This is a genomic window from Arthrobacter sp. C9C5, from assembly GCF_013359735.1.
Classification (GTDB): Bacteria; Actinomycetota; Actinomycetes; order Actinomycetales; family Micrococcaceae; genus Arthrobacter.
This window is the reverse complement of record NZ_JABFMX010000003.1, coordinates 233,793-259,379: the sequence shown is the minus strand read 5'-3', so window position 1 is coordinate 259,379 and position 25,587 is coordinate 233,793. Positions and strand designations below refer to the sequence as shown.

Below are 25,587 nucleotides of genomic sequence, written 5' to 3'. Positions count from 1 at the left end.
CCCCGGAACCATCCCCGGACCCCCTCCCGACCGACACCGAAAGCCTGGACCAGCCGTGAAAATCATTGCCGCCGAAGTCTTTGTGACCAGCCCCTCCCGCAACTTCGTCACGTTGCGGATCACCACCGAGGACGGTGTCACCGGTATCGGCGACGCCACCCTCAACGGCCGTGAACTGGCCGTCGCCGCGTACCTGAAGGAGCACGTTGCGCAACTGCTGATCGGCAAGGACCCGCACCGGATCGAGGACACCTGGCAGTTCCTCTACCGGTCCTCGTACTGGCGCCGCGGCCCCGTCACGATGGCCGCGATCGCCGCCGTCGACATGGCGCTCTGGGACATCAAGGGCAAGCTGGCCGACATGCCGGTCTACCAGCTGCTGGGCGGGGCGTCCCGGAACGGCCTGCGCGCGTACGGCCACGCCTCCGGCTCGGACCTCGAATCGCTGTTCGACTCGGTCCGCGAACACCTGGAGCTGGGCTACAAGTCGATCCGGATCCAGACCGCCGTGCCCGGCATCAAGGCCGTGTACGGCGTCGCGGCCCAGGCGCAGGCCTCGGGGGAGCGGTACGACTACGAACCGGCCGGGCGCGGCGCGTTCCCGCAGGAGGAGGACTGGGACACCCGCGCCTACCTGCGGCACCTGCCGACGGTGTTCGAGGCGGTCCGGAACGAGTTCGGCCCGGAAATCCCGCTGCTACACGACGGGCACCACCGGATGACGCCGATCCAGGCCGCGAAGCTGGGCAAGGCGCTGGAACCCTACGACCTGTTCTGGCTGGAGGACTGCACCCCTGCGGAGAACCAGGAGGCCCTGCGCCTGGTCCGGCAGCACACCACCACGCCGCTGGCGATCGGTGAAATCTTCAACACCGTGTACGACTACCAGACCATCATCAAGGAACAGCTGATCGACTACGTCCGGGCCGCCTCCACGCACTTTGGCGGGATCTCGCCGCTGAAGAAGGTCATGGACTTCGCCGCGCAGTACCAGATCAAGTCCGGCTTCCACGGCCCCACGGACATCTCCCCGGTCGGGTTCGCCGCGCAGCTGCACGTGGGCCTGGCCATCCACAACTACGGCATCCAGGAATACATGCAGCACTCGGATGCAACCAACGAGGTCTTCGAGCAGTCCATGACCTTCGTCGACGGTTACCTGCACCCGGGCGACAACCCCGGCATCGGCGTCGAGTTCAACGAAGAGGCCGCCGCGGCCTACCCGTACCAGCAGGCCTACCTGCCCTACAACCGCCTCGTCGACGGCACCGTCCATGACTGGTGAGCGGCCACGGCGGATGATCGGGAGCTGACACCAAAAAGGTCCCGGGCGGCGAGTCGATGCTCAGCCGCCCGGGACCTGGCTGTTTAAGGCCCGGGGCCTGAGGTCCCGGGCGCGCTATGCCTCCGGCCTAGTGGACGAGTTCCCGGGTCATCCCGAAGGGCACCTGGTCCGAGAGCGCCGCAGTGTAGTGGCCGGGCTTGTGCCGGGTCAGCAGGATGCCGTGGGTGCCGGTGAGCATGGCGAGCCGCTGTAGCCCCTGGACGGCGTCGTTGAGCCGGTCGTCCAGCAGCCGGCTGTTGTCGACCTGGATCTCGATGGATTCGCTTGCTGTCGTCATCGCACTGTCTTCCCTGGAAGTGGTTTGCCGTGGCACCCCGACGGCTGAAGCGAGAATAACGTCTGATTTAAATGTGAGTCAACTCACCACGCGGGCCTGTCCCGGGCCGTGCGGTACCGGGGGAACGCGCTGCGCGTCGAACCGCGATAATCTTCACGGAAGAAATAACCACACACTGTAGAGGCGGATGCGGGCAATGGCTCAGGACCAATCAGGGAAGTCGTCCGGCTGGTGGCGGGTCTTCCACGACAAATTCGTGGTGGAAGAGCGCTACATGAGCGCGGATGCGCGGCGGAATCTGTACCGGATTGCCGTCGGACTCATGATCCTTGGGGCCGTGCTGTTCACCTTCATCCTGGTCAGTGTGCTTCAGCACAGCGGGATCAGCGTGGTGGATGAGCCGGTGCGCTCCGGGCTCGTGAAGCTGCGCGGGGAACCCACCACCACGATCATGATCATCCTGGCCATCGTCTTCGGCCCCATCGGGCTGCCGATCATCATTCTGGTGTTCACGGTGGCCTGGGGCCTGCTGGCCAAGCACGCCTGGCGGCCGATGGTCCTCGCCGGCGCCATGCTGACCGGAGTCATCCTGGCGCAGCTCATCGGCCGGACGGTTGAACGGCAACGCCCGCCGGTGGACCTCATGCTCTTCGGGGCCGACTCCACCTTCTCGTTCCCTTCCGGGCACGTCCTGGGTGCATGTGACTTCCTCCTCGTCACGACCTTCCTGGTCTTTTCGCGCCGCCAGAACCCCAAAGCCGCCGTCGCCGGGTTCGTGGTGGCCGGCATCGGGATCTTCTTCGCCGCCGTGAGCCGGCTGTACCTGGGCTATCACTGGACCACGGACGCGCTCGCCTCGCTGTCCATCTCCCTTGTGATCCTTGGTGCCGTGATGCTGCTGGATACCTGGCGGACCGCCCGGATTCCCGGCGAACGGGTCACCGGCGAACTGTCCAAGCAGGAAACAGCCGCGGAGTAGGCGGCGGCTTCACGCGGGGCGCGCTGCCGGTCAGCGCGCCCCGCTGCGTTTAAGCTCCGCGCGGAGCCGGGCGTTGGCGGCCTCCAACTCCAGCACCTTGGCCACCCCGGCGAGATTCAGTCCTTCGTCCAGGAGTTCGCTGATCCGGCGCAGCACCACCAGGTCCGTGTCGCTGTACTGCCTTGTGCCGCCTGCCGTGCGGTCCGGCGTCAGCAGGCCCTTCCGTTCGTACAGCCGGATGTTCTGCGGCCCGGTACCCACCAGCTGCGCCACCACGGAGATCGCGTAGACCCCGACGTCGGCTCCCCGTTCCGCCATGCCGCACCTCCTTCGAAAATCCTCTTGCAACAGTTTCGCACTGGTGCTATAAAAAATCTATACCCGCCACCACAGATAACCCGTTGCGGACAGAGCGGCTGGCGGGCAAGGCACAGGCCCAAGAGAACTCACATTGAAGGAGTGGGAAATGATGTTGATGCGTACGGACCCGTTCCGGGAACTGGACCGGCTTACGCAGCAGGTGTTCGGGACGACGGCACGGCCCGCCACCATGCCGATGGATGCGTGGCAGGAGGGCGGCGAGTTCGTCGTTGCCTTCGACCTGCCCGGCGTCAGCCCGGAGACCGTGGATCTCGACATTGAGCGGAACGTCCTGACGGTGCGGGCGGAACGGCGGGACCCGACCCGTCCCGACGTCGAACTCATCGCCGCCGAGCGACCGCGCGGCGTCTTCAGCCGGCAGCTGATCCTCGGCGACACCCTCGACACGGACAACGTCAAGGCCAACTACGCCGACGGCGTCCTGACCCTCCGCATCCCCGTGGCCGAGAAGGCGAAGCCCCGCAAGATCGAAATCACGCACAGCCAGGACCAGCTGCAGGAGATCGGCAAATAGCCCGATACGGCGCGCGGGCCGCCCCGCGCGCCGTACACCGGGCGGACCCACGCACCGCAGCTGACGACTAGCCGCAGCTGGAAATGGAGGACAGCCATGAGCGCATGGCGGCGTTACGATTCGCACCTGATGCCGGCGTTCCACGAGCGGTTCGAGGAGCGCTGGGGCGAGGGAACCGCGCCGTTCCTTGATCCGGAAACCCACGAACTTCCCCTTCCGCGCGCGCAGTGGATCAATGTGGACACCGGCGCGGCCCTGGCCGTGGTGCCCATCTGGGCGGCGGAGGACAGCCAGCACCGCTCCTTCGGGATCTTCTATTTGCCGCCGGTCGGGGACATCTGGGTGCTCCGGCCCGGTTTCACCGGCTACCTCGAGCCCGCGGCGGACGAGGCGGAGCAGCTCCTGAGCCTGCGGAATGACGCGTTCAAGAAAGCCGTCGCCCACGCCAAGGAGTTCCTCTTCGGGCCGGAGGAGTCCACGTACTAAGGCGCCGGACTTAGCGGGGGAGGCACCGGACACACCGGCCGGGGTGCCGACGCGCCGGTTGTGGCGTGGGCACCCGCCGGGGCCTAAAATCAATCAACCACCAGCGCAACTGCATAGGGGATCCGCCAATGAATGCTTCCGCCCACGATCTGGCCGCTCTGCTGCCGGCCGATTTCACCATGGGCGTGGCGACCGCCGCCTTCCAGATCGAGGGGGCGCTGGACGAGGACGGGCGCGGGCCCTCGGGATGGGACGTTTTTGCGGCTACCCCGGGCTCGATCGTCAATGATCACAGCCCCGCCATGGCCTGCGACCATTACCACCGGATGCCCGAAGATGTGGCGCTGATGAAAGAGCTGGGGATCGATTCGTACCGGTTCTCGCTGTCCTGGCCCCGCATCCAGCCCGGCGGCAGCGGTCCGGTAAATCCCAAGGGCCTGGACTTCTATGACCGCCTGATCGACCTGCTGCTGGCCAACGGGATCTCGCCGATGGCCACCCTGTACCACTGGGACACGCCGCTGGAGCTGGACGAAGCCGGCGGCTGGATGAACCGGGACACCGCCTACCGGCTCGGGGAATTCGCCGCCATCGCCGCCGCGGCCTACGGGGACCGGGTGGCCCGCTGGGTGACCATCAACGAACCGGCCACGGTGAGTGCCAACGGCTACATGCTGGGCGTGCACTCCCCGGGCGAGGCGCACATGCTCAAGGCGCTGCCGAGCGTCCACCACCAGCTGCTGGGCCACGGGCTCGCGATGCAGGCGCTGCGCGCGGCGAAGGTGCCCGGCGAAATCGGGCTCACCAACGTCTATTCGCCGATGGTCCCGGCCTCGGCCAATCCGCTGGACAAGGTCAGTGCCGGGCTGATGGACATGGCCCAGAACCGCCTGTACGCGGACCCGGTGCTGCTGGGCAAGTATCCGGACGCCATCAGGGCCGCCACTTTCTTCTCCTCCTTCAGCCCGTCCAGCGAGGACATGGAGCTGATCTCGCAACCCCTGGACTTCTACGGGCTGAACTACTACATGCCCACCCGGGTGGCGGCCGGACCCGGCGAGGGCACTGTGCCCCAGGGCATGGCCGAGGCCATGGGCAATGACCTCAACGGCGGCGGGTCCGGAACCCCGTTCCACATCGAGAGCTTCCCCGACACCGAGATCACCGCCTACGGCTGGCCGATCAAGCCCGACTACATGGCCGTGGCGCTCGCGGAAATGGCCGAACGCTACCCGGAACTGCCGCCGGTCTACATCACCGAGGGCGGCGCAAGCTTCGAGGACCTGGAGATCCACGACGCCGAGGGCCGCCTCATCGTCCCGGATGAGCGCCGCGTGCGGTACCTCGCCGAGCACATCGGGGCGGCCATCGAGGCGACCTCACCCGGCGGCGCCGCCGAGTCGATCGAGCTGCGCGGTTACTACGTGTGGTCGCTGCTGGACAACTTTGAATGGTCCGCCGGCTACAAGCAGCAGTTCGGCCTGCTGCACGTGGACCGCGACACCATGGTCCGCACGCCGAAGGCCTCCTACTACTGGATCCGGGAGCTCATGGCGGCCCGGAAGAGGGACGCCGGGGCAGCTGCGGGAGTCGCGGGCGACGGCGGCACGGCGGACAGTGCCGCCGCCGACGTCGAAACCCCTGAAGCAGGAACCGCAGCGGAAGCCCCGGCGGCCGGCTAGAGAATCTCCAGCTCCTGCAGGCGCTTGGCCATGCCGGCGCCGTCGGGCGAGTAGACCCACGGGACGCTGGAGCCCGTGTGGTCGCCGTTCTCGGAATGTCCGCCCGCCAGCACGGCCTCGCCGGTGGAGAGCTGGCGGATGCCGATCGCGGCGACCCGGTCTCCGTGTTCCCGGGCGAACTGCGAATAGATGGCCTCGTCGTGCTGGCCGTTGTCGCCGAAGAGGAGCCAGCGCATGTTGGGGAACTCCTTGGCCAGCAGTTCCAGGTTCCGGCGCTTGTGGTCCTGGCCGCTGCGGAACCAGCGGTCGTGGGTGAGGCCCCAGTCGGTCAGCAGCAGGGTGCCGGAGGGGTACATGTTGCGGGTGATGAAGCGGGCCAGCGTCGGGGCGGCGTTCCACGGTCCTGTGGACAGGTAGATCACCGGCGCCTCGGGGTGTTCCACCAGCAGCCGGTCCATCAGCACGGCCATGCCCGGGGTCGCCATCCGGGCCCGTTCGTTGAGCACAAAGGTGTTCCACAGGGCCAGGAACGGCCGGGGGAGTGCCGTGACCATGATCGTGTCGTCAATGTCCGAGACGATGCCCAGGGTGGTGTCCGGGGAGATGACATAGATCATCGCCTCCGCAGGCTCGGTGCCCTCGGCCCGCAGCACGGCCCGGTGCCAGCCGGGCGTGAGCGAAACCGGGACGACGGTGTCAACGATGCCGCCGCGGTCGGCGTGCACCCGGGTGGTGACGCCTCCGATCTCGATATCCACCTCAACGAACTGGATCGGGACAGACGTGAACGCGCGCCAGCCGCGGACATTCTGGTTGCCGTTCTGCGCCGCCTGCTCCGCCCGGCTGCCGGGGGTGGGCTTGCTCGTGAGCAGGACGCGGCCCAGTACCCGGACCCACTCGGTCGAGCCGTAGCCCTGGTAAGCGATGGTTTGCGGGCTGAACTTCCAGCGCCTGGCTGCCTTCAGGCGGAGGTGGTTGACCGAGTCCGAGACCCAGTGGGCCAGCCGGAAGGCCTGACTGCCCGAGACCTTCTTGTCCGGCTGTGGTTGCTGCGCTGGTTCCTGCGACGCCAATTCCATACCTCCACTCTCCCACAGCGGCGCGTCCTGCCGGCGATTGCGTCCGCCGGTCAGGCGTCGCCCAGCAGTTCACGCAGCCTGGTGGCGTTGCGCACGGCGTTGCCGCCGCCGTCGTTGTTGAAATAGGCGTAGACGTCCTTGCCCGACGCCAGCCACTCGCGGATCCGTTCCGCCCACCAGCCAAGTTCCTGGTCGGAGTAGGAGCCGGCGTAGAGGTGGTCCCGGTCCGGCCCGTGCAGCCGGACGTAGACGAAGCCGGCGGTGGCCCGCAGGATGCAGGGCAGCTGCGCGCCGCTCATGACGCAGTAGGCGGCGCCGTGCCGTTCGAGCAGCTCATAGACCGCCGGGTGGTCCCAGCTGGGGTGGCGGAACTCCACGCTCACGCGGATCCACTCCGGCAGGGCGGCCAGGAAGTAGCCCAGCCGGGCGTCGTCCCGCGCGAAATCCGGCGGCAACTGGACCAGCAGCACGGCCCGCTTGTCACCGAGTTCGTGCCAGCAGCGGGTGATCCGCTCCACCCAGACCTCCGGGCCGTAGAGTTTCTTGCCGTGGGTCAGGCCCCGCGGCGCCTTCACGGACATGGTGAAGCCTTCCGGCAGGCGGCGCTGCCACCCGGCGAAGGAGCTCTCCCGCGGCCAGCGATAGAAACTCGCATTCAGCTCCACCGTTGTGAAGCGCGAGGCGTAGAGGGCCAACCGGTCCCGTGCCGGCAGCCCGGGCGGATAGAGCACGTTCTCCCAGTGGTCGTAGCTCCAGCCGCTGGTTCCAACATGCGGCACCCCGCCGTCGTGTGCCCCGTATTCCAGTTCCGGCATGTTGGGATCCTAGCCCGGGCAGCCCGCCCGGCCCAGCCCCGCGCAGCGGAACCCGCCCCGGCATCCTCGTCCGCCAGCATGCCGTGTGGCACTGTAAGACCCATGGCACGCATCGAGGATTACGCAATGGTCGGCGATCTGCATACCGCCGCATTGATCAGTACGGAAGGCTCCATCGACTGGCTCTGCCTGCCCCGGTTCGATTCGCCAGCCTGCTTCAACGCCCTGCTGGACAGCCCCAAGGCCGGCCGCTGGTTGCTCGCGCCGGCATCCGGCGGCGAATGCACCCGGCGTCGCTACCGCAAGAACACCCTCATCCTCGAAACCGAATGGGAAACCGAGGACGGCAAGGTCAAGGTCATCGACTTTATGTCTCCCCGCGACGGCGCGGCGGACATCGTGCGGATCGTGGTGGGGGTCCGCGGGACGGTCCGGATGCGGGGCGAACTGGCCCTGCGCTTCGACTACGGCCATATCGTCCCTTGGGTCCGTCACGACGAGCACGGGATCCACGCCGTGGCCGGCCCCGATGCCGCCTACCTCGTAACCGAGGCTCCGCTGCGCGGCGAGCACATGCAGACGGCCAGCGACTTCACCGTCAAGGCCGGGCAACGCATTCCCTTCGTGCTGACCTGGGCACCCAGCCACCTCGGCCGCCCGCGCAGGGTGGATCCGGAAGGCGTGCTTGAAGCCACCGAATCGTTCTGGCAGCAGTGGTCTGCCAAGTGCCGGGCCACCGGCCCGTACCGCGATGCGGTGCTGCGCTCGCTGATCACCCTCAAGGCACTGACCTTCGCCCCGACCGGCGGCATTGTGGCCGCCGTGACCACGTCCCTGCCGGAGGAACTCGGCGGGGAACGCAACTGGGATTACCGCTACTGCTGGCTACGGGACGCGACCCTGACCCTCCAGGCCCTGCTCGCCTCGGGCTACTCCGAGGAGGCCGCCGCGTGGCGGGACTGGCTGCTGCGCGCAGTGGCGGGGGATCCGGCCGATCTGCAGATCATGTACGGCCTGCACGGCGAGCGTAGGCTTCCGGAAATGACGCTGGACTGGCTGGCGGGCTATGAGGGGTCGAAGCCGGTCCGGATCGGCAACGGCGCAGCCGGGCAATTGCAGCTGGACGTCTGGGGCGAGGTCCTGGACTGCTTGGCCCTGACCCGGACTGCGCTGCTGCACGACGGGGATGACTCCTGGGACGTCCAAGTGGCACTCATGGAGCATCTGGAGACCGCCTGGGACCGGCCGGACAACGGACTGTGGGAAATGCGCGGGCCGCGCCGGCATTTCACCCACTCCAAGGTGATGGCCTGGGTGGCGGCGGACCGGATGGTCAAGGGCGTCCGGGATTCCGGCCTCCCGGGCGCGGCCGACCGCTGGGAAGCACTCCGCGACAGAATCCACGCCGACGTCATGGCCAACGGTTTCGACGTCGAACGCAACACCTTCGTCCAGTCCTACGGCCGGCCCGAACTGGACGCCAGCCTGCTGCTGATCCCGCGCGTGGGCTTCCTGGCCCCGGATGACCCGCGGGTGGTCGGCACCATCGACGCCGTGCAGCGCGAGCTCACCCACGACGGCTTCCTGCTCCGCTACCGGCAGGAACAGAGCGACGACGGCGTCCCGGGCGGCGAGGGTGTGTTCCTCGCGTGCTCCTTCTGGCTGGTGGACGCCCTGATCGGTGCCGGCCGACGCCGGGAAGCCAGGGAGCTGTTCGAACGGCTGCTGGCGCTGCGCAACGACGTCGGGCTCCTGAGCGAGGAATGGGACGTCCAGGAGGCGCGGCAACTGGGGAACACGCCGCAGGCCTTCAGCCACTTCGCCCTGGTGCGCAGCGCACTCCAGTTGCAGTCCGACGGCCACTGAGCCGGAGCCTGGGCGGTGGCCTGAGCGGTAGCCTGGCCGTGCCGCCGCTCGGGCCAATCATCATGCCGCCGCATAGTGGCACAGATCATGACTCCGGAGCGGCTCCGGGCTTTTCTCCAGAGCTTAGATAAGTATACTTACTAATATCCCCGGCTGGGGTGCAGGATTGAAGGAGTATGCAATGGCTGGATATTTCGAGCTCGTGGATGCGCCCGACGGCGGCTACCGGATTCGGATGATGGACGCTGCCGGGGACCTGATGGCCGTCTCGGTTACGTTCCCCACAAAGCGCGCGGCCGTGGCGGGGATTGCCCAGGCGCGGGAGATTGCCGGAACCGGCCTGATCCGTGACCGCAGCGGCGACAGCCAGTCCGCAGTCATGGCCTCGCTGGCGAAGCGGAGGACCGGGGGCGGCGCGGGACGCGGCTCCTCGCTGACCGGTGGCACCCTGGCGGCCACGAAGCGCACCCGTGCCCACCACTGACCCGTCCTCGGCCGTGCAGCACCAGGCCGCGGTCCTCTTCGACGTGGACGGGACGCTGGTCGACTCCTCCTACATCCACACGCTCGCGTGGTGGCAGGCCTTCCGCCAGGCCGGCTACGACGTGCCGATGGCCAGCATCCACCGCTCGGTGGGAATGGGCGGGGACAGGATCCTTGACCACCTGCTGCCGGAAGACCGCGATCCCGACGGCGATGCCGACATCATGACCTCCCATGCGGCCGTGTTTTCCACTTTCTGGCCCTCGCTCCGGCGGCTCGACGGCGCCCGGGACCTGCTGGCGCAATGCTTCGACTCCGGCCTCGCCGTCGCCCTCGCGTCCTCGGCGAGGGACCGGGATCTGGAGATTCTCCGCGCCACCATCGACGCCGACGCCTACATCCATGCCGCCACCAGCTCGGCCGACGCGAAGGAAAGCAAGCCCGCGCCGGACATCCTCGTGGCGGCGCTCAAGGCCGTCGGCGTCCCCGCGGGCAATGCGGTGTACGTGGGCGACGCCGTCTGGGATATTTACGCCGCCGGGAAGCTGAACATTCCGGCGATCGGGCTCACCTGCGGCGGCACCAGCGAAGCCGAACTCCGCGAAGCCGGCGCCGTGGAGGTCTATGAAAGCCCGCGCGCGCTGCTGGACAACCTCGCCGGCAGTGCCATCGGCATGCTGGCCGCGCGCGTCCGCGGCAGCTGAACCACTCGGCCCTGCCGGGCTGCGCTCCGACTCTTCCTTCCAAATTTTACCCTCCAGACCGCAACCGAAAGGCAAGCACATGAAGGCACTTACTTGGCAGGGCAAACGTTCCGTGAGCGTTGAAGAAGTTCCCGACCCGGTGATCCAGGAACCCACCGACGCGATCGTGCGCATCACGTCGACGGCGATCTGCGGCTCCGACCTGCACCTCTACGAAGTCCTCGGCCCCTACATGCACAAGGGCGACATCATCGGCCACGAGCCGATGGGCGTCGTCGTGGAAGTGGGCAGCGCCGTCACCAACCTGGCCAAGGGCGACCGCGTGGTAATCCCGTTCAACATCTCCTGCGGCCACTGCTTTATGTGCAGCCAGGGCCTGCAGTCCCAGTGCGAGACGACGCAGGTCAAGGAAAAGGGCTCCGGAGCGTCGCTCTTCGGCTTCTCCGAGCTGTACGGCTCCGTGCCGGGCGGTCAGGCGGAGTACCTGCGGGTTCCGCACGCCGACTACGGACCCATCAAGGTGGGTTCGGACCTCCCGGACGAACGCTACCTCTTCCTCTCGGACATCCTGCCGACCGCCTGGCAGGGCGTTAAGTACGCGGACGTGCCCGAGGGCGGCACCCTCGCGGTGCTGGGCCTGGGCCCGGTGGGACAGTTTGCCTCCCGGATCGGCAAGCACTTCGGCCTGCGCGTCATCGGTGTCGATCCGGTGCCGGAGCGCCGCGCGATGGCGGAACGGCACGGCGTCGAGACCCTTGACTACTCCAAGGACGTCGCCGACGAACTGCGGTCCATGACGCAGGGCAGGGGCGCCGATTCGGTGGTGGACGCCGTCGGGATGGAAGCCCATGACTCGCCCGTGGCCTCGTTCGCCCAGCATGCGGCCGGGCTGCTGCCGGAGAAGCTGGCCCAGAAGGCCTTCGAGACCGTGGGGGTGGACCGGCTCTCCGCCCTTCACACAGCCCTGGACGCGGTCCGGCGCGGCGGCACCGTCTCCCTCAGCGGCGTGTACGGTGGCACTTCCTCGCCAATGCCGTTGATGCACATGTTCGACAAGCAGATCCAGCTGCGGATGGGCCAGTGCAACGTCCGGCGCTGGACCGAGGACCTGCTGCCGCTGGTGGAGTCCGATGCGGACCCGCTGGGTGTCATGGACCTCGTGACGCATCAGGCCAGCCTGGACGAGGCACCCGCGATGTACGAGAAGTTCCAGAAGAAGCAGGACGGCTGCATCAAGGTGGTGCTGAAGCCCTAACCCGCCCGGGCGGTGAACCCCGCGGCCGCCTCAGCGGGCAGGAAACTTCCTCCAGAGCTTCAGGAAGGCCCGCTCTGAGGCGGCCGCCAGGTGCTCTTCCTTGGCGTGCAGCCTGCCGTAGCTGAAGCCGTTCTCCCCGCTGCGCAGCGCCCGGGCGCCCAGCTCGGCCAGCCGTTCCCGCGCCACGACGCTGTCCTGGTGCAGGCCCAGGAGCTGCTGGATCCGCCGAGCCGCCTTGGCCAACCGCTTCGCACGGCGGCGCTTCTTCCTGCCCGGCGCCAATCCGTCGGGGGACTCCTTCGGCACTGACACGGCCAGCTCCGCGGAGTACCGCAGCCGCTTTGCCGCTTTGCGGACCTCGTGCAGGCCCGCATTCCGGGCGGCACCGCCGTCGTCGGCCGTGGGTGGAAGGGCCTTCACCGCGCGTTTCAAGCGCCGCAGGTCGTTGGCTACCAGTTTGCCGAACCTCTTCCCGGGAGCGCCGGTGGCCTTCGGCGACAGGGTCGCGTCGGCCAGGAATTGGTGCAGGGCCGCCAGCAAACGGGGGTAGCGCTCGTTCCCGAGCGCCTCGAGGACCGCTTCTAATCCGGCGGCCTCCAGGGCGTCGAGCTCCTCGTCCATCCGGGTGGCGGCCGGGCCAGGCGGTCCGGAAAGCGAGCGCAGTGCCTCGGGCTCCTGGGCGAGCAGCGTGGCCAGCCTCTCGTGGACCACGCCAGGGTCTCGGGCCGCGCCGAGCAGTCCCGAGAGCCAGCGCAGTTCGGCGCGGAGCGGTTCCACGGCGTCGTCGTCGAACAACGGCCGGCCCGAAGCCAGCAGCGAGCGGAGGCGGCGCGCCGCAACACGCATCTGATGGACGGCTTCGGGTTGTTTCGACTGGACTCCGGGCGCATGCTGGCGCAGTTCAGCGAGCTGCTGTTCAAGGTAGGCCAGCAAGGCCTCTCCCGCGGTGGTTGCCACGCTTCACTCTACGTCTTGGCGCAAGCCCCTGCGGTGCCGCGAGCTGACAGATCGCGGCAATGTTTGTCCCGGGCACTGCCGCGACGTGCCATCTCGGCATAGGCTGTCCGGGACCGGAACCGACCACGCCACCCTAGGAGCCCCGCATGACACACCAGCGCCACCTCGGCCGGGTCGCCGTCGTCACCGGAGCGGGTTCCGGGATCGGGCGGGCGGTGGCTCGACTCATGCTGGCCGACGGCTACCGGGTAGTGCTGGCCGGCCGGCGGGAGAAACCGCTGCTAGAGACCGCGGCCGGGCACGCGCAGGCGCTCGCGTTTCCCTGCGACATTTCCCGGCCGGGCGACGTCGAACGGCTCTTCGCCGTGGCGCTTGAGCAGTGGGGCAGGGTGGACGTGCTGTTCAACAACGCCGGCGTGTTCGGCCCCGCGGCCTCGGTGGACGAGATCAGCGTCGAGGACTGGGAGGCCACGGTGGCCGTGAACCTGACCGGCTCCATGCAGTGCGCCGCCGCCGCCGTCCGGGCCATGAAGGCGCAATCGCCGCAGGGCGGCCGGATCATCAACAACGGCTCCATCGCGGCGCACTCGCCCCGCCCCCGCACCGTGGCCTATACGGTCACCAAGCACGCCATTACCGGGCTGACCAAGAGCATCGACCTCGACGGCCGCGGCTTCGGCATCAGCTGCGGGCAGATCGACATCGGCAACGCCGCGACGGAGTTGATGGACGAGATCGGCGTTGGCGAGGGCGCGCTCCAGGCAGATGGCAGCCGCCGGCCGGAGCCGACGTTCCCCGTCGAGGACGCGGCCCGCGCCGTGCTGCTGATGGCGGGCATGCCTGCCTCCGCCAGTGTGGGGTCCCTCGTCATCACGGCCGCCGGGATGCCGTTCATCGGCCGCGGCTGAGGCCCTGCCGCCGGGCGACGTGCCGCCAACGCGCGGCTTGCGCGGCATACCCGGCTTGCCTAGAGCGGCAGCAGCGCCGACAGGTCAGCCCGCAGGCCAGACGCGGCCACCCGGCCGGAATCGACGGCGTCCGCCCAGCTGAGCCGGCCGGTGACCATGGCGAGCCAGGTGGCGGCGTCGCACTCGATGACGTTCGGGGGAGTGCCGCGGGTGTGCCGCGGGCCCTCGACGCACTGGGTGACGCCGAAGGGCGGCACGCGGACCTCCACGGAGTTGCCGGGTGCCCGGGCGGTGACCTCCTCGAGGGAGTAGCGCACCGCCGTCGCGAGCGTGTTGCGCGAGACTGTGGGCACCTCGGACGGCGCGGGCGCGGCGGCGTCCCGCCAGGCGACCAGCGCCGCGCGGCCCTCGTCCACCGGAATCCGGCGCCGTGACACAGCCACGGCCTAGTCCAGCAGCGCCGAGACGGCGTGGCCGAGGCGGATCTTGCCGACCGGCCGGCCGCCTCCCAGCACCGGGTCCACCACCTTTTCCAGCACGGAAGAAACCTCCGGGATCTCGACGGCGCCTGCGGCGGCGAGCAGGGTCAAACCCACGAGCGTCGTGGCGCGGATGTTGCCGTCCAGGACCTTGATGGCCACGGAGACGCCCTGCGGGGTGGCCATGACCAGCACGCCCTCGGCGCCGATCTTGGCGATGATTCCAAGCTCGTCCATCACGATCGTGTTGGCCTGGCCCCGGCCTTGCACGGCCCACGGGTAGTCCAGCATGGAGGTCGCGATCGTGGCGGCGCGGGCGTTGGAGTTGTTGTCCCCCGGAGCCTTGGCCAGCCGCGAGAAGGCGCGGGCCAGGCCGGTGAGCGACACGGCGGCCACCGGGGCGCCGCAGCCGTCAATGCCGAGGTGGGCGATCCGCTCGCCGCAGTACTCCTCGATCACGGAACGGATGCGCTGCTGCAGGGGGTGGTTGGGTTCCAGGTAGCTGTGTGTGTCCCAGCCGTTTTCCGTGCAGGCCCACAGGAACGCCGCGTGCTTTCCGGAACAGTTGAAGGCCAGCCGGGATTTTCCGCGTTCCGTCTGGACCAGCCACGTCCGGGCCGTCTCGTCCTCGGGCCAGGCGGCGGGGCACTGGAGCTGGTCCTCCTTGGCGCCGGCGGCCTTCAGCATGCCCTCCACCACGTCCATATGGTCGAGGGAGCCGACGTGGCTGCCGCAGGCGATCGCCACCTGCGCGCCGCGCAGCGGAACGCCCGACTGCATGGCGGCGAGGGCCTGCAGGGGCTTGAGCGTGGAGCGCGCGTAGATCGGCGTCGTGATGTCGCCGAGTTCGGTGACGACGTTGCCGTCCGCGGCCATCACGACGGCGGAGCCGATGTGGCGGGACTCGATGAAACCGCTGCGCTCAACAACTGCCAGTTCGACGGCGGACTCAACAGTGAAGGTGGCATGCGGGTTCAAGGGCATGCTGCAATTCTATGGTGCGTTGCTGGCCCAGCCCGGTTACTCCACGGTGACCATCACAGACTGCCAGCCGGAGGCGCCGTCGGGCACGGGATCGGCGCGCTTGTCCGTCTGGACCTCGCCGGTGCCGTCGGTGGCGCGGACCTTGATGTAGTGCGGTCCCGGGGTGGCCTCCCAGTCGAACGACCACTGCCGCCAGGTCACCACGGAGGCCTCCGCCGACAGCACGGCCGCGGTCCACGGGCCGTTATCGATCTGGACCTCCACCTTGGTGATGCCGCGGGTCTGCGCCCAGGCGGTGCCGCCGATTGCGACCTTTCCGGCGGCGACCTTGGCGAAGGACTTGGGGACCTCCACCCGGGCCATGGTCTTGATCGGGCCGCGTTCGGACCAGCCGCGCTGCGTCCAGTAGGCCTTGTTGTCCGCGAAGCGGGTCACCTCCAGGTCCACCACCCATTTGGTGGCCGAGACGAAGCCGTACAGCCCGGGGACCACCATGCGGACGGGGTAGCCGTGCTCCAGCGGAAGGGGCTCGCCGTTCATACCGATCGCCAGCATCGCGTCCCGGTCATCCTGCAGGACCTCCAGCGGCGTGGAGGCGCTGAAACCGTCGACGGACGTGGAGAGCACCATGTCCGCGCCGTCCTTGGGCCGGGCCATCTTCAGCACGTCACGGATGGGCATGCCCAGCCATTTGGCGTTGCCGGCCAGGTTCCCGCCGACGGGGTTGGAGACGCAGGTCAGTGAGACGTGGGATTCGATCAGCTGGGCGTCCAGCAGGTCTTGGAAGCTGAGCCGCACTTCCTGTTCCACCAGGCCGTGGATGCGCAGTTCCCAGGACTGGGCGTCGATTTCCGGCACGCTGAGCGCGGTGTCGATCCGGTAGAAGTCCTTGTTCGGCGTGAGCCAGGGCGTGACGCCGGCGGCCTTGGACTGGACGCCGGCGGGCACGGCGGCGGCAGCCTTGGCGGGGACGGGCAGCTTCAGTGCTTCACGGGCCTGGGCCACGTTGCTGCGGGCGGCGCTCAGGAGCCGCCCGCCCGTGGCGGCTGCGGCGGCTGCGACGGCGGTGATGCCGCTGGCGGTGAAGAAGGCGCGGCGGCTGGTGGCGGGACGGTCCGGCTCCTTGGCGCCGAGGTCCGACGCCACCTCCGGCCATTCACGGGTCCGCCAGAGCTTGCTGATCAGGAACCGGAGCACAACCAGGCCGGCCACGGTGCCGATCAGCGAAGGGATGGCATCCAGCGGCTTCACACTGGCCCGGGTCACCACGCTGGCCACGATCACCGCGCCCAGCAGCAACACGCCGGCCACGCCCAGAGCCCACTTGCGGAAGGCGACGATGCCCAGCACGCAGGCCAGCAGCAGGATGGTCAGGCCCATGCCCACGAACAGGGCGGCCTTATCATTCGTGCCGAAGGTGGCGATGGCGAAGTCCTTCATCCACGGCGGGGTGAAGTCGATGAAGGTCGAGCCCAGGGCGATCAGCGGCGTTGCGCGGGCCGTGAAGAAGGCGCCGATCAGCTCCGCGACGGCCAGCACGACGGCGGCCGAGACCACCCCGGCCAGCGCGGCCAGGGCGGTGGGGCCGGAGAAGAGCGCGGGCCGCTTCCTGTGCTGGTCCCTGTGCTGGCTCCTGGGCTGGTTCCTGGGCTGGGGGGTGGTGCCGGGCTGCGGGGTGCTGGGCGTCTTCATACAGGATGTTCGGAGCGGCGGAGCCCGCGGATTGTCCGGCAGCGTGGGCATGTCCCTCGCGTGCCGCCAGAAGTGGGCATGTCCGGTGGCTCGTCCGGCGCTGCGCGTGGGACATGCCCTCCCCTGGGTGCGAGGGATGGACATATGCGCATTATGTCCGGTGGCTGCGGCCAGGAGTGGGCATGTCCGGTGGCGGTCACAGCTTAGGAGCCTGCAGGGTCCACAAAGTACCCTTGGGAACTGTGAAGGTACTTGTCATCGGCCCCGGCGGCCGCGAACACGCCATTGTCCGATCCTTGCTCGCCGACCCCAATGTTTCCGAGGTCCACGCGGCCCCGGGCAACGCCGGTATCAGCAAGCTGGTCCCCACACACGCCATCGACGCGAACAACCCCGACGCCGTCGCCGCGCTGGCCACCAAGCTCGCCGTCGACCTCGTGGTGGTCGGCCCGGAAGCCCCGCTGGCCGCGGGTGTCTCCGATGCGGTCCGCGACGCCGGGATCCCGGTATTCGGCCCCAGCAAGGCCGCCGCCCAGCTCGAGGCCTCCAAGGCCTTCGCCAAGGAAGTCATGGCCGAGGCCGGCGTGCCCACCGCGATGGCCCGGGTGGCCTCCAATGCCGAGGAAGCCGCCGACGCGCTCGACACCTTCGGCGCCCCCTACGTCGTGAAGGATGACGGGCTCGCCGCCGGCAAGGGCGTGGTCGTCACCCGCGACCGGGACGAGGCCCTGGCGCACGCACAGAGCTGCTTCGACGCCGGCGGCACCGTGGTGATCGAGGAATTCCTCGACGGCCCCGAGGTCTCCGTGTTTGTCCTCTGCGACGGCAGCACCACCGTGGCGCTCTCCCCGGCACAGGATTTCAAGCGCATCTTCGACAACGACGAGGGCCCCAACACGGGTGGCATGGGCGCCTACACCCCGCTCGACTGGGCCCCCGAAGGCCTCGTCCAGGAGGTCATCGACCGGGTCGCGCAGCCCACCGTCAACCAGATGGCCCACCGCGGCACCCCGTTCGTCGGCGTGCTCTTCGTCGGCCTCGCCTTGACCTCCCGCGGCACCCGCGTCATCGAGTTCAACGTCCGCTTCGGCGACCCGGAAACCCAGGCCGTCCTGGCCCGGCTCAAGACGCCCCTGGGCGGCCTGCTCATGGCCGCCGCCAAGGGCGAACTGGACAAGGTCCAGCCGCTGCGCTGGTCCAAGGAGTCAGCGGTCGCCGTCGTCGTCGCCGCCGAAAACTATCCCGGCACGCCCCGGACCGGGGACCGGATCCGCGGCCTGAAGAAGGTCGAAGCCATTGAGGGAGTGCACGTGATCCATGCCGGCACCAAGCTCGACGACGAGGGCAAGGTCGTCTCCGCGGGCGGCCGCGTCCTCGCCGTGGTGGCGCTCGGGACGGACCTCGTGGAGGCCCGCGAACGGGCGTACGACGGCGTCGAACTCGTTCAGCTCGACGGCGGCCAGTTCCGTACCGACATCGGCGGCAAGGCCGCCCGCGGCGAAATCAAGGTGACGGCGCCCGGCACAGCCTCGGCTGCCGCGGCCGCCGCTGCCGCGAAAGCAAAGGCCTGAGCATGAACGCAACTGAATCGGCCATGCCCACCGGCGGCCTGGACACCGAGACGCTGGACCTGCCCGGCTGGAAGCACGTCTACTCCGGCAAGGTCCGCGACCTCTACGTCCCGGTGGACGCGTCCATCACCGAACGCGTCGGCCACGAGTGCGTCCTGGTCGTCGCGAGCGACCGCATCAGCGCCTACGACCACGTCCTCGCGAGCGAGATCCCGGACAAGGGGCGCATCCTCACCCAGCTGAGCCTGTGGTGGTTCGAGCAGCTCGGCGTGGAGCACCACGTGCTCGCGTCCACGGTCGACGGCGGCGTGCCCGCGGCGGTCGAGGGCCGCGCGATGATCTGCAAGAAGCTGGACATGTTTCCGGTGGAATGCATCGCCCGCGGCTACCTGACCGGTTCCGGGCTGGCCGAATACCGGCAGTCCGGGACCGTGTGCAGCATTCCGCTGCCGGCGGGCCTGGTGGACGGGTCCCGGCTCGCCGAGGCCATCTTCACCCCCTCCGCGAAGGCCGAGGTGGGCGAGCACGACGAGAACATCACCTACGACGCCGTCGTCGCGCTGGTGGGCGAGGACACCGCCGGCCGGCTCCGCGAGCTGACCCTGGAGATCTACACCAAGGCGGAGGAGATCGCCCGCGGCCGCGGCATCATCCTGGCCGACACCAAGGTGGAATTCGGCATCGACGCCGCGACCGGCGTCATCACGCTCGGCGACGAGGTCCTGACCCCGGACTCCTCGCGGTTCTGGGATGCCGCCACCCACGAGCCGGGCAAGGCGCAGCCGTCCTATGACAAGCAGTATGTACGCGACTGGCTGATGTCGGCGGAATCGGGCTGGGACAAGTCCTCCGACACGCCGCCGCCGGCGCTGCCGGCCGACGTCGTTGCCCGGACCCGCAGCCGCTACGTGGAAGCTTACGAGTTGTTGACGGGCCGGAGCTTCGCCTAGCTCCCCGCCCGGCGCCTAGCGCCGGGCGGTCCGCCTAGCTCCCGGCGGCGGCGGCTTCGGCGCGGCGCTGGGCCAGCCGGATTTCCAGCACGGCGTCCATGGCCTGCTGGACCCGGTCCGAGGCCCCGGCCGCGCTGAACTCCTTCTGCGCTTCCTCGAGGTAGACCAGGGCTTCCTCGGACTCGCCGGCAGCCTTGAGCGCCTTGCCGAGCAACAGGGCCACCTCGCCGGCGACGTGTTTGGCCAGCGAATCCCGTTCGGCGTGGATTTCCCGCAGCTTCTGCACCGCGCCGACGATGTCCCCGGTGAGGTAGAGCCAGCGTGCCCGGATGAACGCCACCTCAAGCCGGTCGGTCTTGTTGCCGCCCACGATCGAAAGGGCCAGCTCGGCGCGCTCGATCGAGGACAGGGTCTCCGGCTCGACGATCCCGGAGGACAGGCGTACCGCGGCGGAGGCCTTGTTAAACCGGGCCCAGAGGTCGATGTCGTTCGCCGGGGAGAGCAGCTTGGCGGCCTTCTCGTGGTACTTGATGCCTTCGGCGTAGTCATGCCGCATGAACGCCACGTTCCCGATCACCCAGGCCACCTCGCCGGCCAGCTGGGAGATGGACTGGTCGTCCATCTGGTCGTTCATGTCCTGGCAGTACTGCCAGGCCTCATCGAGCCGGCCGCTTTCGGCGAGGGCGCCGATCAGGGCGCGCAGCGCGCCGATGATCAGGGTGGAGCCCTTGGGCAGCTGGGCGCAGAGCCGCACCGCCTCCTGGGCATGCTCGACGGCGACCGCCAGCTGACCCTGGCCGTGGCACACGGCGGCAAGCATCTGCCGGGCACGCACCCCCAGGCCGGCCGATTCGGCGGCCATCGGGTGGTCCAGCAGCCGCTGTACCAGGTTCTGGCACTCCTTGAGCTGGCCCTGCTTCATCAGGCATTCCGCCTGCATGTAGGTCATGTTCCACCAGGCGCTGGTGTTCTTCCCCTCCAGCGCGATCTGGGCGGCCGTGGCGGCGTGGCTGGCGGCCAGCGGATAGTCGCGCAGGTCCCAGGCCTGCCGCGCGTACAGCCCGGCGAGCACGTATTCGGCATCGCTGACCGACACTGGCTGGCTCCACGCCTCCAGCGCCTTGGGGGCGAGCTCCAGCCGGCGGGCGAGCTCTTCGATGACATCCGCGGTCGGTTCACGGCGGCCGGTCTCCAGTAGCGAGATGTAGCTGGGCGAGAACAGGTCCTTCCCCAGTTCGGCCTGGGTGAGGCCGCGTTCCAGCCGTTCCGCTCGGAGTTTTTCCCCGAATCCGTTCCCCACGGGATCCTCCTAATTCCGGACAGTCGATGTACTAAATGCTTGACAGTCTCTGTGCAAGTAATTTTACAATGTATGTCAACAAGGGCTGGTGCTGGCTTTGTAACTTTCCGAATCGTATTTCCGACTCGTATTGAGGAACCCACATGTTTAAGAAGATTGCTGCCTCTGTCGCCTTGGCGGGGGCTCTGGCGTTCTCCGCAGCGGCTCCCGCAGTGCTGTCAGTAAGTGCCATCGGTAACTGGCCGGACCCCATGAGCAACAGCACCCTGGCGATCGGCAACTGGCCGGACCCCATGAGCTCGAGCAATGGCACCCTTTCGGCCATCGGCAACTGGCCGGACCCGATGTCGAACTCCACCAACATCGGCAACTGGCCGGACCCGATGTAACCAACGCTCCAGGCAGCCCCGGGACACCCAAGGTGTCCCGGGGCTTCTTTTTGCCCTGGAACCGCCGTCGATTGCTCCGTAACGGCCCTTATGACGGGTCTAAACGGCAGTTGCGGAGCAGTCGATGGGGTTCGACGGCGGCGAACGGTACGGCGCCGGGTGCGGGCGCCGTCGAAAGGGCACACAAAAAGAGGGCCTTCCGATTGGAAGACCCTCTTTAGATTGGTCGGGATGACAGGATTTGAACCTGCGACCTCGTCGTCCCGAACGACGCGCGCTACCAAGCTGCGCCACATCCCGATCCGTTACTTCAAAAGCAACTTCACAAGAGTATCCGATTCCGGCCCCGGATGCGAAATCGGCGCCCTCAGAAGCGCCGTCGGAGCGGACGAATCAGACGAGCGAGTCCTTCCAGGCCCCGTGCAGCTTGGCGAAGCGCCCGCCGCCGCCGATCAGTTCCGCCGGTGTGCCGTCCTCCACCACCCGGCCGTCATGGACCACGAGCACCCGGTCCGCGGTCTCCACGGTGGAGAGCCGGTGCGCGATGACCAGCGCGGTGCGGCCCGCCTGGCCGGAGCTGACGCCCTGCAGCAGGCTCGCCAGCCCGGTCTGGACCATCCGCTCGGACGGGATGTCCAGCGAGGACGTGGCCTCGTCGAGGATCAGGACGGCGGGCCGGGCCAGGAAGGCCCGGGCGAAGCTGATCAGCTGGCGCTGCCCGGCCGAGACCCGGCCGCCGCGCTTGTTAACGTCGGTGTCGTAGCCCTCCGGGAGCGCCGTGATGAACTCGTGGGCGCCGACGGCTTTCGCGGCGTCCTCGATCTCCTGCCGGGAGGCCTCGGGCCGGCCCAGCGCGATGTTGTCCGCCACGGATCCGCTGAACAGGAAGGCCTCCTGGGTGACCATGACGACGTTCCGGCGCAGGTCCGCCGTCGTCAGCTGCCGCAGGTCCACGCCGTCAAGCGTGAGCGAGCCGGAGGAGACGTCGTAGAAGCGGGCGATCAGCTTGGCCAGCGTCGACTTCCCGGCGCCGGTTTGGCCCACCAGGGCGACCGTCTGGCCGGCGGGAATGTGCAGGTCCATGGCCGGGATGATGACCGGGCCGTCGCCGTAGCGGAACTCGACGTTCTCGAAATCGATGCTGCCCTTCGCCTCGGGCAGGGCCACGGGGTTTTTCGGCGGCCGGACGGTGGGCACTTCCTCCAGCAGCCCGGAGACCTTCTCCAGCGCCGCCTGAGCGCTCTGGAAGGAGTTGTAGAACATCGCCATCTGGTCCACCGGCTGGAAGAACCGCTTGGTGGAGAGGATCAGCGCCAGCAGCACGCCGACGGCGAGCTCGCCGCTGAGGACGCGGAAGCCGCCGGAAAGCAGCACGACCGCGACGCAGACGTTCCCGATTAGCACCAGGCCGGGCTGGAAGACGCCATTGAGGTTGATGGAGCGGACCGTGACCTTGCGGTAATCCTCGGAGAGTTCGGCGTAGCGCTCGGCATTCTGGCGCTCCTTGCGGAAGGCCTTGACCGCACGGATGCCGGTCATGGTCTCGACGAAGTGCACGATCAGCCGGGCCGAGACGACGCGGGATTCGCGGAACGCAATTTGGGAGTGCTTCTGGTACCAGCGGGCCAGGAAATACATCGGCACGCCGGCCCCGAGCACCAGCAGCCCGCTGCGCCAGTCCAGGGCAAACACCGTGACGGCGGTGAAGATCATGAACAGCATCCCGGAGGCGAGCGAGCTGACCCCGGAGTCGAGGAGTTCGCGCAGGGCCTCAAGATCCGAGGTCTGCCGGGCGATGATGCGTCCCGAGGTGTACTTCTCGTGGAACTCCAGGCTCAGCCGCTGGGTCTGCCGGAACACCCGTACGCGCAAGTCCAGCAGCATCGCCTGGCTCAGGCGCGCCGTAGATGTCACGTACAGGGCGGTGAGCCCGGCGGTCGCGACGGCCGCGGCGAGGTACGCGACGCCGGCCAGCACCAGCGGGAGGTTGTCCCCGGCGCGCAGGGCAGGCAGGGCGTGGTCGATGCCGAAGGCAATCAGGGCCGGCCCGGCGACGCGGGCGGCCTGGGACAACACGACGGCGGCGATGGTCAGCCAGAAGCGCAGGCGGACGGGGCGGATCAGCGAGCCGAGCAGGGCCAGGGAGCGGCGCCGGACGGCCTTGCTTTCGGATTTGGACAGGTGGGCGTTGTCCTCGTTGGCGGTGCCGAAGGTGGCCGTGCTCATCGCGACACCTCCTCGGCCTCGAGGGCGGACAATTCGGAGTCCAGGTCCCGCGGTTCCGGGTCCAGGCTGGCGATCACGTAGCGGTAGTGACTGTTCTCTGCGAGCAGTTCGGTGTGGGTGCCGACGGCGGAGATCCGGCCGTCCTCCAGCAGGGCCACGCGGTCGGCCAAGGCCACGGTGGAGGGCCGGTGGGCCACAATCAGGGTGGTGGTGTCAGCGAGCACCTCGCGCAGCCTGGCTTCGACGAGTTCCTCGGTGTTCACGTCCAGTGCGGAGAGCGGATCGTCCAGAACCAGCACCATCGGCTGGGCCGCGACGGCCCGGGCCAGGGCGATGCGCTGCCGCTGGCCGCCGGAGAGGCTGAGGCCCTCCTCGCCGATCAGGGTGTCCAGTCCCTCCGGCAGGGAGTAGGCGAAGTGGGCCTGGGCGGTGTCCAGCGCCTCGGCCAGGATCTGCTCCCGGCGTTCCGCCGACTCGTGCCCCTGCACGCCGAGAAGCACGTTGTCCCGGACGGAACTGGAAAACAGGGTGGTGTCCTCGAAGGCGACGGCGACGACGGTGCGCAGCTCCTCCACGCTGAAGTCGCGCAGGTCCACGCCGTCGATCGTGACCGAGCCCGCCGTGACCTCGAACAGGCGCGGCACCAGCTGCAGCAGGGCACTCTTGCCGCTGCCGGTGATGCCCACCAGGGCCATGGTCTCGCCGGGGCGGATGTCCAGGCTGATGTCCTTGAGGATCGGCTTGTCCGGTGCGTCCTCGAAGGCGAAGGTGGCGTTGTGGAAGCCCAGGGCGCCCTTGAGCTCGGCGGGGCGGCGCGGCTGCGGCGGGCTGGTGATGGTGTTGACCGAGTCCATCACCTCGAAGTGCCGGTCCACGGCGGACTTGGCGGTGAGCGCCATCGCCAGCAGCATGCCGCAGAACTCCACCGGCGCGGCGATCACGGCGGCGGTGGCGAAGAACGCCACGAGCGAGCCGATGCTCAGCTGCCCGTCGGCCGCCAGCATGACGCCGACGACGAGTCCGGCGCCGAGGGCCAGTTCGGGCAGCAGGGTGACGACGAGGCTGAAGGCGGCCAGGTGCTTGGCCTTCGCGATCTCGGTCTGGCGCAGTTCCTCGGCCTGCTCGTTGAAGTTTTCCAGCGCCTCGCGGCTGCGTCCGAAGGCCTTGAGCACGCGGATGCCGTGGACGGACTCCTCGACCGTGGTGGCGAGGTCACCGGCCTGGTCCTGGCTGCGGCGGGCCACCTTGCTGAAGCGGGTCCGGAAGCGGAAGCCGTAGATCATGATCGGCACGGCGGCGGCCAGGAAGATCAGGGCCAGCTGCCAGCTCATGGAGAACATCACGACGACGCCGATCACCACGGTCAGCGTGGTGACCACGAGCATGATCGCCCCGAATGCCATCCAGCGCCGGAGGAAGTTGAGGTCTGTCATGGCGCGCGAGAGCAACTGACCGGAACCCCAGCGGTCATGGAAGGAGACGGTCAGGTCCTGCAGATGGTCGTAGAGCGACACCCGCATCCGGGTTTCCACCGTGGTGGCCGGGTTGATGACGAACTGGCGGCGCAGTGCCACCAGTCCGGCTTCGGCGATGCCCAGCAGCAGGATCACGGCCGAGGCGACCCAGACGGCCTGGCTGCTGCCGCCGGGCCGCAGCCAGTCGTTGATGAGCACCCGCAGCACCTGGGGGATTGCCAGGGCGACGACGCTGGCCAGCAGTGCGGACAGCAGGCCCAGGACCAGCCGCGGCATGATCGGTCTGACGTGCGGATAGAGACGGCTGATTGATGAGAAAAACGGAGTCTGCTTGGCCATGCCTGCTTCTTAACTGCAACTGCGAAATGGATTACGCAGCTGGATGTAGTTTCCTGTAGCAACTACCCTAGGCCATCGCGTGACCCGGTTCACAGGATATCGGGCCGTTCCGGAATCTGTCCCAGTAATTATGTTCCGCAATGGCACGGGCGGGAGCCGACGTCCCTTGGGGACATGCCCCTCGCTCGGCAGGCCAGCGGGACATGCTCATTCCTCGGCGTCTCGGCGGGACATGCCCATTGTTCGAAAGTACGAGCTCCCTGCATGCCCGTTCCGCAGCCGCTCAGTTGAGCATGCTCATTCTTCGCGACCGACCCTTGGGGACATGTCCATCCTTGGACGCCGGGCGTGGGCATAATGCCGTTATGTCCATCTCTGGGCTCGAAGATCGGGCACGTCCCGTGGGGAGTTAGTGCCGGGGAATGGGCATGTCCCGTGGGGAGTTAGTGCC

Annotated in this window: 24 protein-coding genes and 1 tRNA gene; 13 read left to right on the top strand and 12 right to left on the bottom strand. The window is 68.4% G+C overall.

What is annotated here, in order from left to right:
- The first annotated feature begins 55 nt into the window (after positions 1 to 55).
- Entirely contained in the window at positions 56 to 1,285 is a 1,230-nt protein-coding gene (manD, locus tag HNO80_RS03965) for a D-mannonate dehydratase ManD (RefSeq protein ID WP_175321520.1), read from the top strand.
- Between the two features lie 127 nt (positions 1,286 to 1,412).
- On the opposite strand, the gene HNO80_RS03960 is transcribed toward manD, so the two are convergent.
- Positions 1,413 to 1,622 carry a hypothetical protein gene (locus tag HNO80_RS03960; protein WP_175321519.1) on the bottom strand — a complete coding sequence of 70 codons (210 nt, stop codon included), beginning with the start codon at positions 1,620 to 1,622 and terminating at the stop codon, positions 1,413 to 1,415.
- Between the two features lie 196 nt (positions 1,623 to 1,818).
- On the opposite strand from HNO80_RS03960, the gene HNO80_RS03955 reads away from it, so the two are divergent.
- On the top strand, positions 1,819 to 2,601 hold the full coding sequence (locus HNO80_RS03955; RefSeq protein ID WP_175321518.1) for a phosphatase PAP2 family protein: 783 nt from the start codon (positions 1,819 to 1,821) through the stop codon (positions 2,599 to 2,601).
- 30 nt (positions 2,602 to 2,631) lie between these two features.
- On the opposite strand, the gene HNO80_RS03950 is transcribed toward HNO80_RS03955, so the two are convergent.
- On the bottom strand, positions 2,632 to 2,919 hold the full coding sequence (locus HNO80_RS03950) for a MerR family transcriptional regulator (protein ID WP_175321517.1): 288 nt from the start codon (positions 2,917 to 2,919) through the stop codon (positions 2,632 to 2,634).
- Between the two features lie 148 nt (positions 2,920 to 3,067).
- Between HNO80_RS03950 and HNO80_RS03945 the strand changes: the two genes are divergently transcribed.
- The 3 genes from HNO80_RS03945 to HNO80_RS03935 all read left to right on the top strand — a co-directional run bounded on the left by HNO80_RS03945 (position 3,068) and on the right by HNO80_RS03935 (position 5,664).
- Positions 3,068 to 3,496 carry an Hsp20/alpha crystallin family protein gene (locus HNO80_RS03945; RefSeq protein WP_283810440.1) on the top strand — a complete coding sequence of 143 codons (429 nt, stop codon included), beginning with the start codon at positions 3,068 to 3,070 and terminating at the stop codon, positions 3,494 to 3,496.
- Between the two features lie 96 nt (positions 3,497 to 3,592).
- Positions 3,593 to 3,982, top strand: coding sequence for a hypothetical protein (locus HNO80_RS03940; RefSeq protein WP_175321516.1), 390 nt, complete (start codon positions 3,593 to 3,595; stop codon positions 3,980 to 3,982).
- A gap of 128 nt (positions 3,983 to 4,110) precedes the next feature.
- Complete coding sequence (locus HNO80_RS03935; protein ID WP_175321515.1) at positions 4,111 to 5,664, top strand: glycoside hydrolase family 1 protein; 1,554 nt, start codon at positions 4,111 to 4,113, stop codon at positions 5,662 to 5,664.
- Here the strand turns inward: HNO80_RS03935 and HNO80_RS03930 are convergent.
- Positions 5,661 to 6,743, bottom strand: a complete 1,083-nt coding sequence (locus tag HNO80_RS03930; RefSeq protein ID WP_175321514.1) for an App1 family protein phosphatidate phosphatase — start codon at positions 6,741 to 6,743, stop codon at positions 5,661 to 5,663. The genes HNO80_RS03935 and HNO80_RS03930 overlap by 4 nt on opposite strands.
- A gap of 50 nt (positions 6,744 to 6,793) precedes the next feature.
- On the bottom strand, positions 6,794 to 7,558 hold the full coding sequence (locus HNO80_RS03925) for a DUF72 domain-containing protein (RefSeq protein WP_175321513.1): 765 nt from the start codon (positions 7,556 to 7,558) through the stop codon (positions 6,794 to 6,796).
- Between the two features lie 102 nt (positions 7,559 to 7,660).
- Here HNO80_RS03925 and HNO80_RS03920 point away from each other — a divergent pair, with 102 nt between their 5' ends.
- From HNO80_RS03920 to HNO80_RS03905, 4 genes are all read left to right on the top strand, one after another.
- Complete coding sequence (locus HNO80_RS03920; protein ID WP_175321512.1) at positions 7,661 to 9,424, top strand: glycoside hydrolase family 15 protein; 1,764 nt, start codon at positions 7,661 to 7,663, stop codon at positions 9,422 to 9,424.
- Positions 9,425 to 9,605: 181 nt separating this feature from the next.
- Positions 9,606 to 9,908, top strand: coding sequence for a YegP family protein (locus HNO80_RS03915; RefSeq protein WP_175321511.1), 303 nt, complete (start codon positions 9,606 to 9,608; stop codon positions 9,906 to 9,908).
- Positions 9,895 to 10,611, top strand: a complete 717-nt coding sequence (locus HNO80_RS03910) for an HAD family hydrolase (RefSeq protein ID WP_349627203.1) — start codon at positions 9,895 to 9,897, stop codon at positions 10,609 to 10,611. The genes HNO80_RS03915 and HNO80_RS03910 overlap by 14 nt, the downstream gene beginning before the upstream one ends.
- Positions 10,612 to 10,690: 79 nt before the next feature.
- Complete coding sequence (locus tag HNO80_RS03905) at positions 10,691 to 11,866, top strand: zinc-dependent alcohol dehydrogenase (protein ID WP_175321510.1); 1,176 nt, start codon at positions 10,691 to 10,693, stop codon at positions 11,864 to 11,866.
- Positions 11,867 to 11,896: 30 nt separating this feature from the next.
- Here the strand turns inward: HNO80_RS03905 and HNO80_RS03900 are convergent, their stop codons facing one another.
- Positions 11,897 to 12,823 (bottom strand): CHAD domain-containing protein, encoded by a 927-nt coding sequence (locus tag HNO80_RS03900; RefSeq protein ID WP_175321509.1) that lies wholly within the window; start codon positions 12,821 to 12,823, stop codon positions 11,897 to 11,899.
- 146 nt (positions 12,824 to 12,969) lie between these two features.
- On the opposite strand from HNO80_RS03900, the gene HNO80_RS03895 reads away from it, so the two are divergent.
- Positions 12,970 to 13,731, top strand: coding sequence for an SDR family oxidoreductase (locus HNO80_RS03895; protein ID WP_175321508.1), 762 nt, complete (start codon positions 12,970 to 12,972; stop codon positions 13,729 to 13,731).
- Positions 13,732 to 13,790: 59 nt separating this feature from the next.
- Here the strand turns inward: HNO80_RS03895 and HNO80_RS03890 are convergent, their stop codons facing one another.
- The 3 genes from HNO80_RS03890 to HNO80_RS03880 are packed head-to-tail and all read right to left on the bottom strand — an operon-like array spanning position 13,791 to position 16,886.
- Positions 13,791 to 14,174: a sterol carrier family protein gene (locus HNO80_RS03890; RefSeq protein WP_175321507.1), complete on the bottom strand. Its 384-nt coding sequence runs from the start codon at positions 14,172 to 14,174 to the stop codon at positions 13,791 to 13,793.
- A 3-nt stretch (positions 14,175 to 14,177) separates the two neighbouring features.
- Positions 14,178 to 15,194, bottom strand: a complete 1,017-nt coding sequence (locus tag HNO80_RS03885; RefSeq protein WP_175321506.1) for an asparaginase — start codon at positions 15,192 to 15,194, stop codon at positions 14,178 to 14,180.
- Positions 15,195 to 15,230: 36 nt separating this feature from the next.
- The gene (locus HNO80_RS03880) at positions 15,231 to 16,886 is read right to left on the bottom strand and encodes a molybdopterin-dependent oxidoreductase (RefSeq protein WP_175321505.1); all 1,656 of its coding nucleotides are present in this window, start codon (positions 16,884 to 16,886) and stop codon (positions 15,231 to 15,233) included.
- 242 nt (positions 16,887 to 17,128) lie between these two features.
- Between HNO80_RS03880 and purD the strand changes: the two genes are divergently transcribed.
- Positions 17,129 to 18,457: a phosphoribosylamine--glycine ligase gene (purD, locus tag HNO80_RS03875; RefSeq protein WP_175321504.1), complete on the top strand. Its 1,329-nt coding sequence runs from the start codon at positions 17,129 to 17,131 to the stop codon at positions 18,455 to 18,457.
- Positions 18,458 to 18,459: 2 nt separating this feature from the next.
- Entirely contained in the window at positions 18,460 to 19,407 is a 948-nt protein-coding gene (locus tag HNO80_RS03870) for a phosphoribosylaminoimidazolesuccinocarboxamide synthase (protein WP_175321503.1), read from the top strand.
- Between the two features lie 34 nt (positions 19,408 to 19,441).
- Here the strand turns inward: HNO80_RS03870 and HNO80_RS03865 are convergent, their stop codons facing one another.
- The gene (locus HNO80_RS03865; protein WP_175321502.1) at positions 19,442 to 20,707 is read right to left on the bottom strand and encodes a helix-turn-helix domain-containing protein; all 1,266 of its coding nucleotides are present in this window, start codon (positions 20,705 to 20,707) and stop codon (positions 19,442 to 19,444) included.
- Between the two features lie 143 nt (positions 20,708 to 20,850).
- Here HNO80_RS03865 and HNO80_RS03860 point away from each other — a divergent pair, with 143 nt between their 5' ends.
- Complete coding sequence (locus HNO80_RS03860; RefSeq protein ID WP_175321501.1) at positions 20,851 to 21,096, top strand: hypothetical protein; 246 nt, start codon at positions 20,851 to 20,853, stop codon at positions 21,094 to 21,096.
- Between the two features lie 223 nt (positions 21,097 to 21,319).
- Here the strand turns inward: HNO80_RS03860 and HNO80_RS03855 are convergent.
- From HNO80_RS03855 to HNO80_RS03845, 3 genes are all read right to left on the bottom strand, one after another.
- Positions 21,320 to 21,396: transfer RNA gene (locus HNO80_RS03855), tRNA-Pro, on the bottom strand.
- 93 nt (positions 21,397 to 21,489) lie between these two features.
- On the bottom strand, positions 21,490 to 23,322 hold the full coding sequence (locus tag HNO80_RS03850) for an ABC transporter ATP-binding protein (RefSeq protein WP_175321500.1): 1,833 nt from the start codon (positions 23,320 to 23,322) through the stop codon (positions 21,490 to 21,492).
- The gene (locus HNO80_RS03845; protein ID WP_175321499.1) at positions 23,319 to 25,136 is read right to left on the bottom strand and encodes an ABC transporter ATP-binding protein; all 1,818 of its coding nucleotides are present in this window, start codon (positions 25,134 to 25,136) and stop codon (positions 23,319 to 23,321) included. Before HNO80_RS03845 ends, HNO80_RS03850 begins: the two co-directional genes overlap by 4 nt.
- Between the last annotated feature and the right edge of the window lie 451 nt (positions 25,137 to 25,587).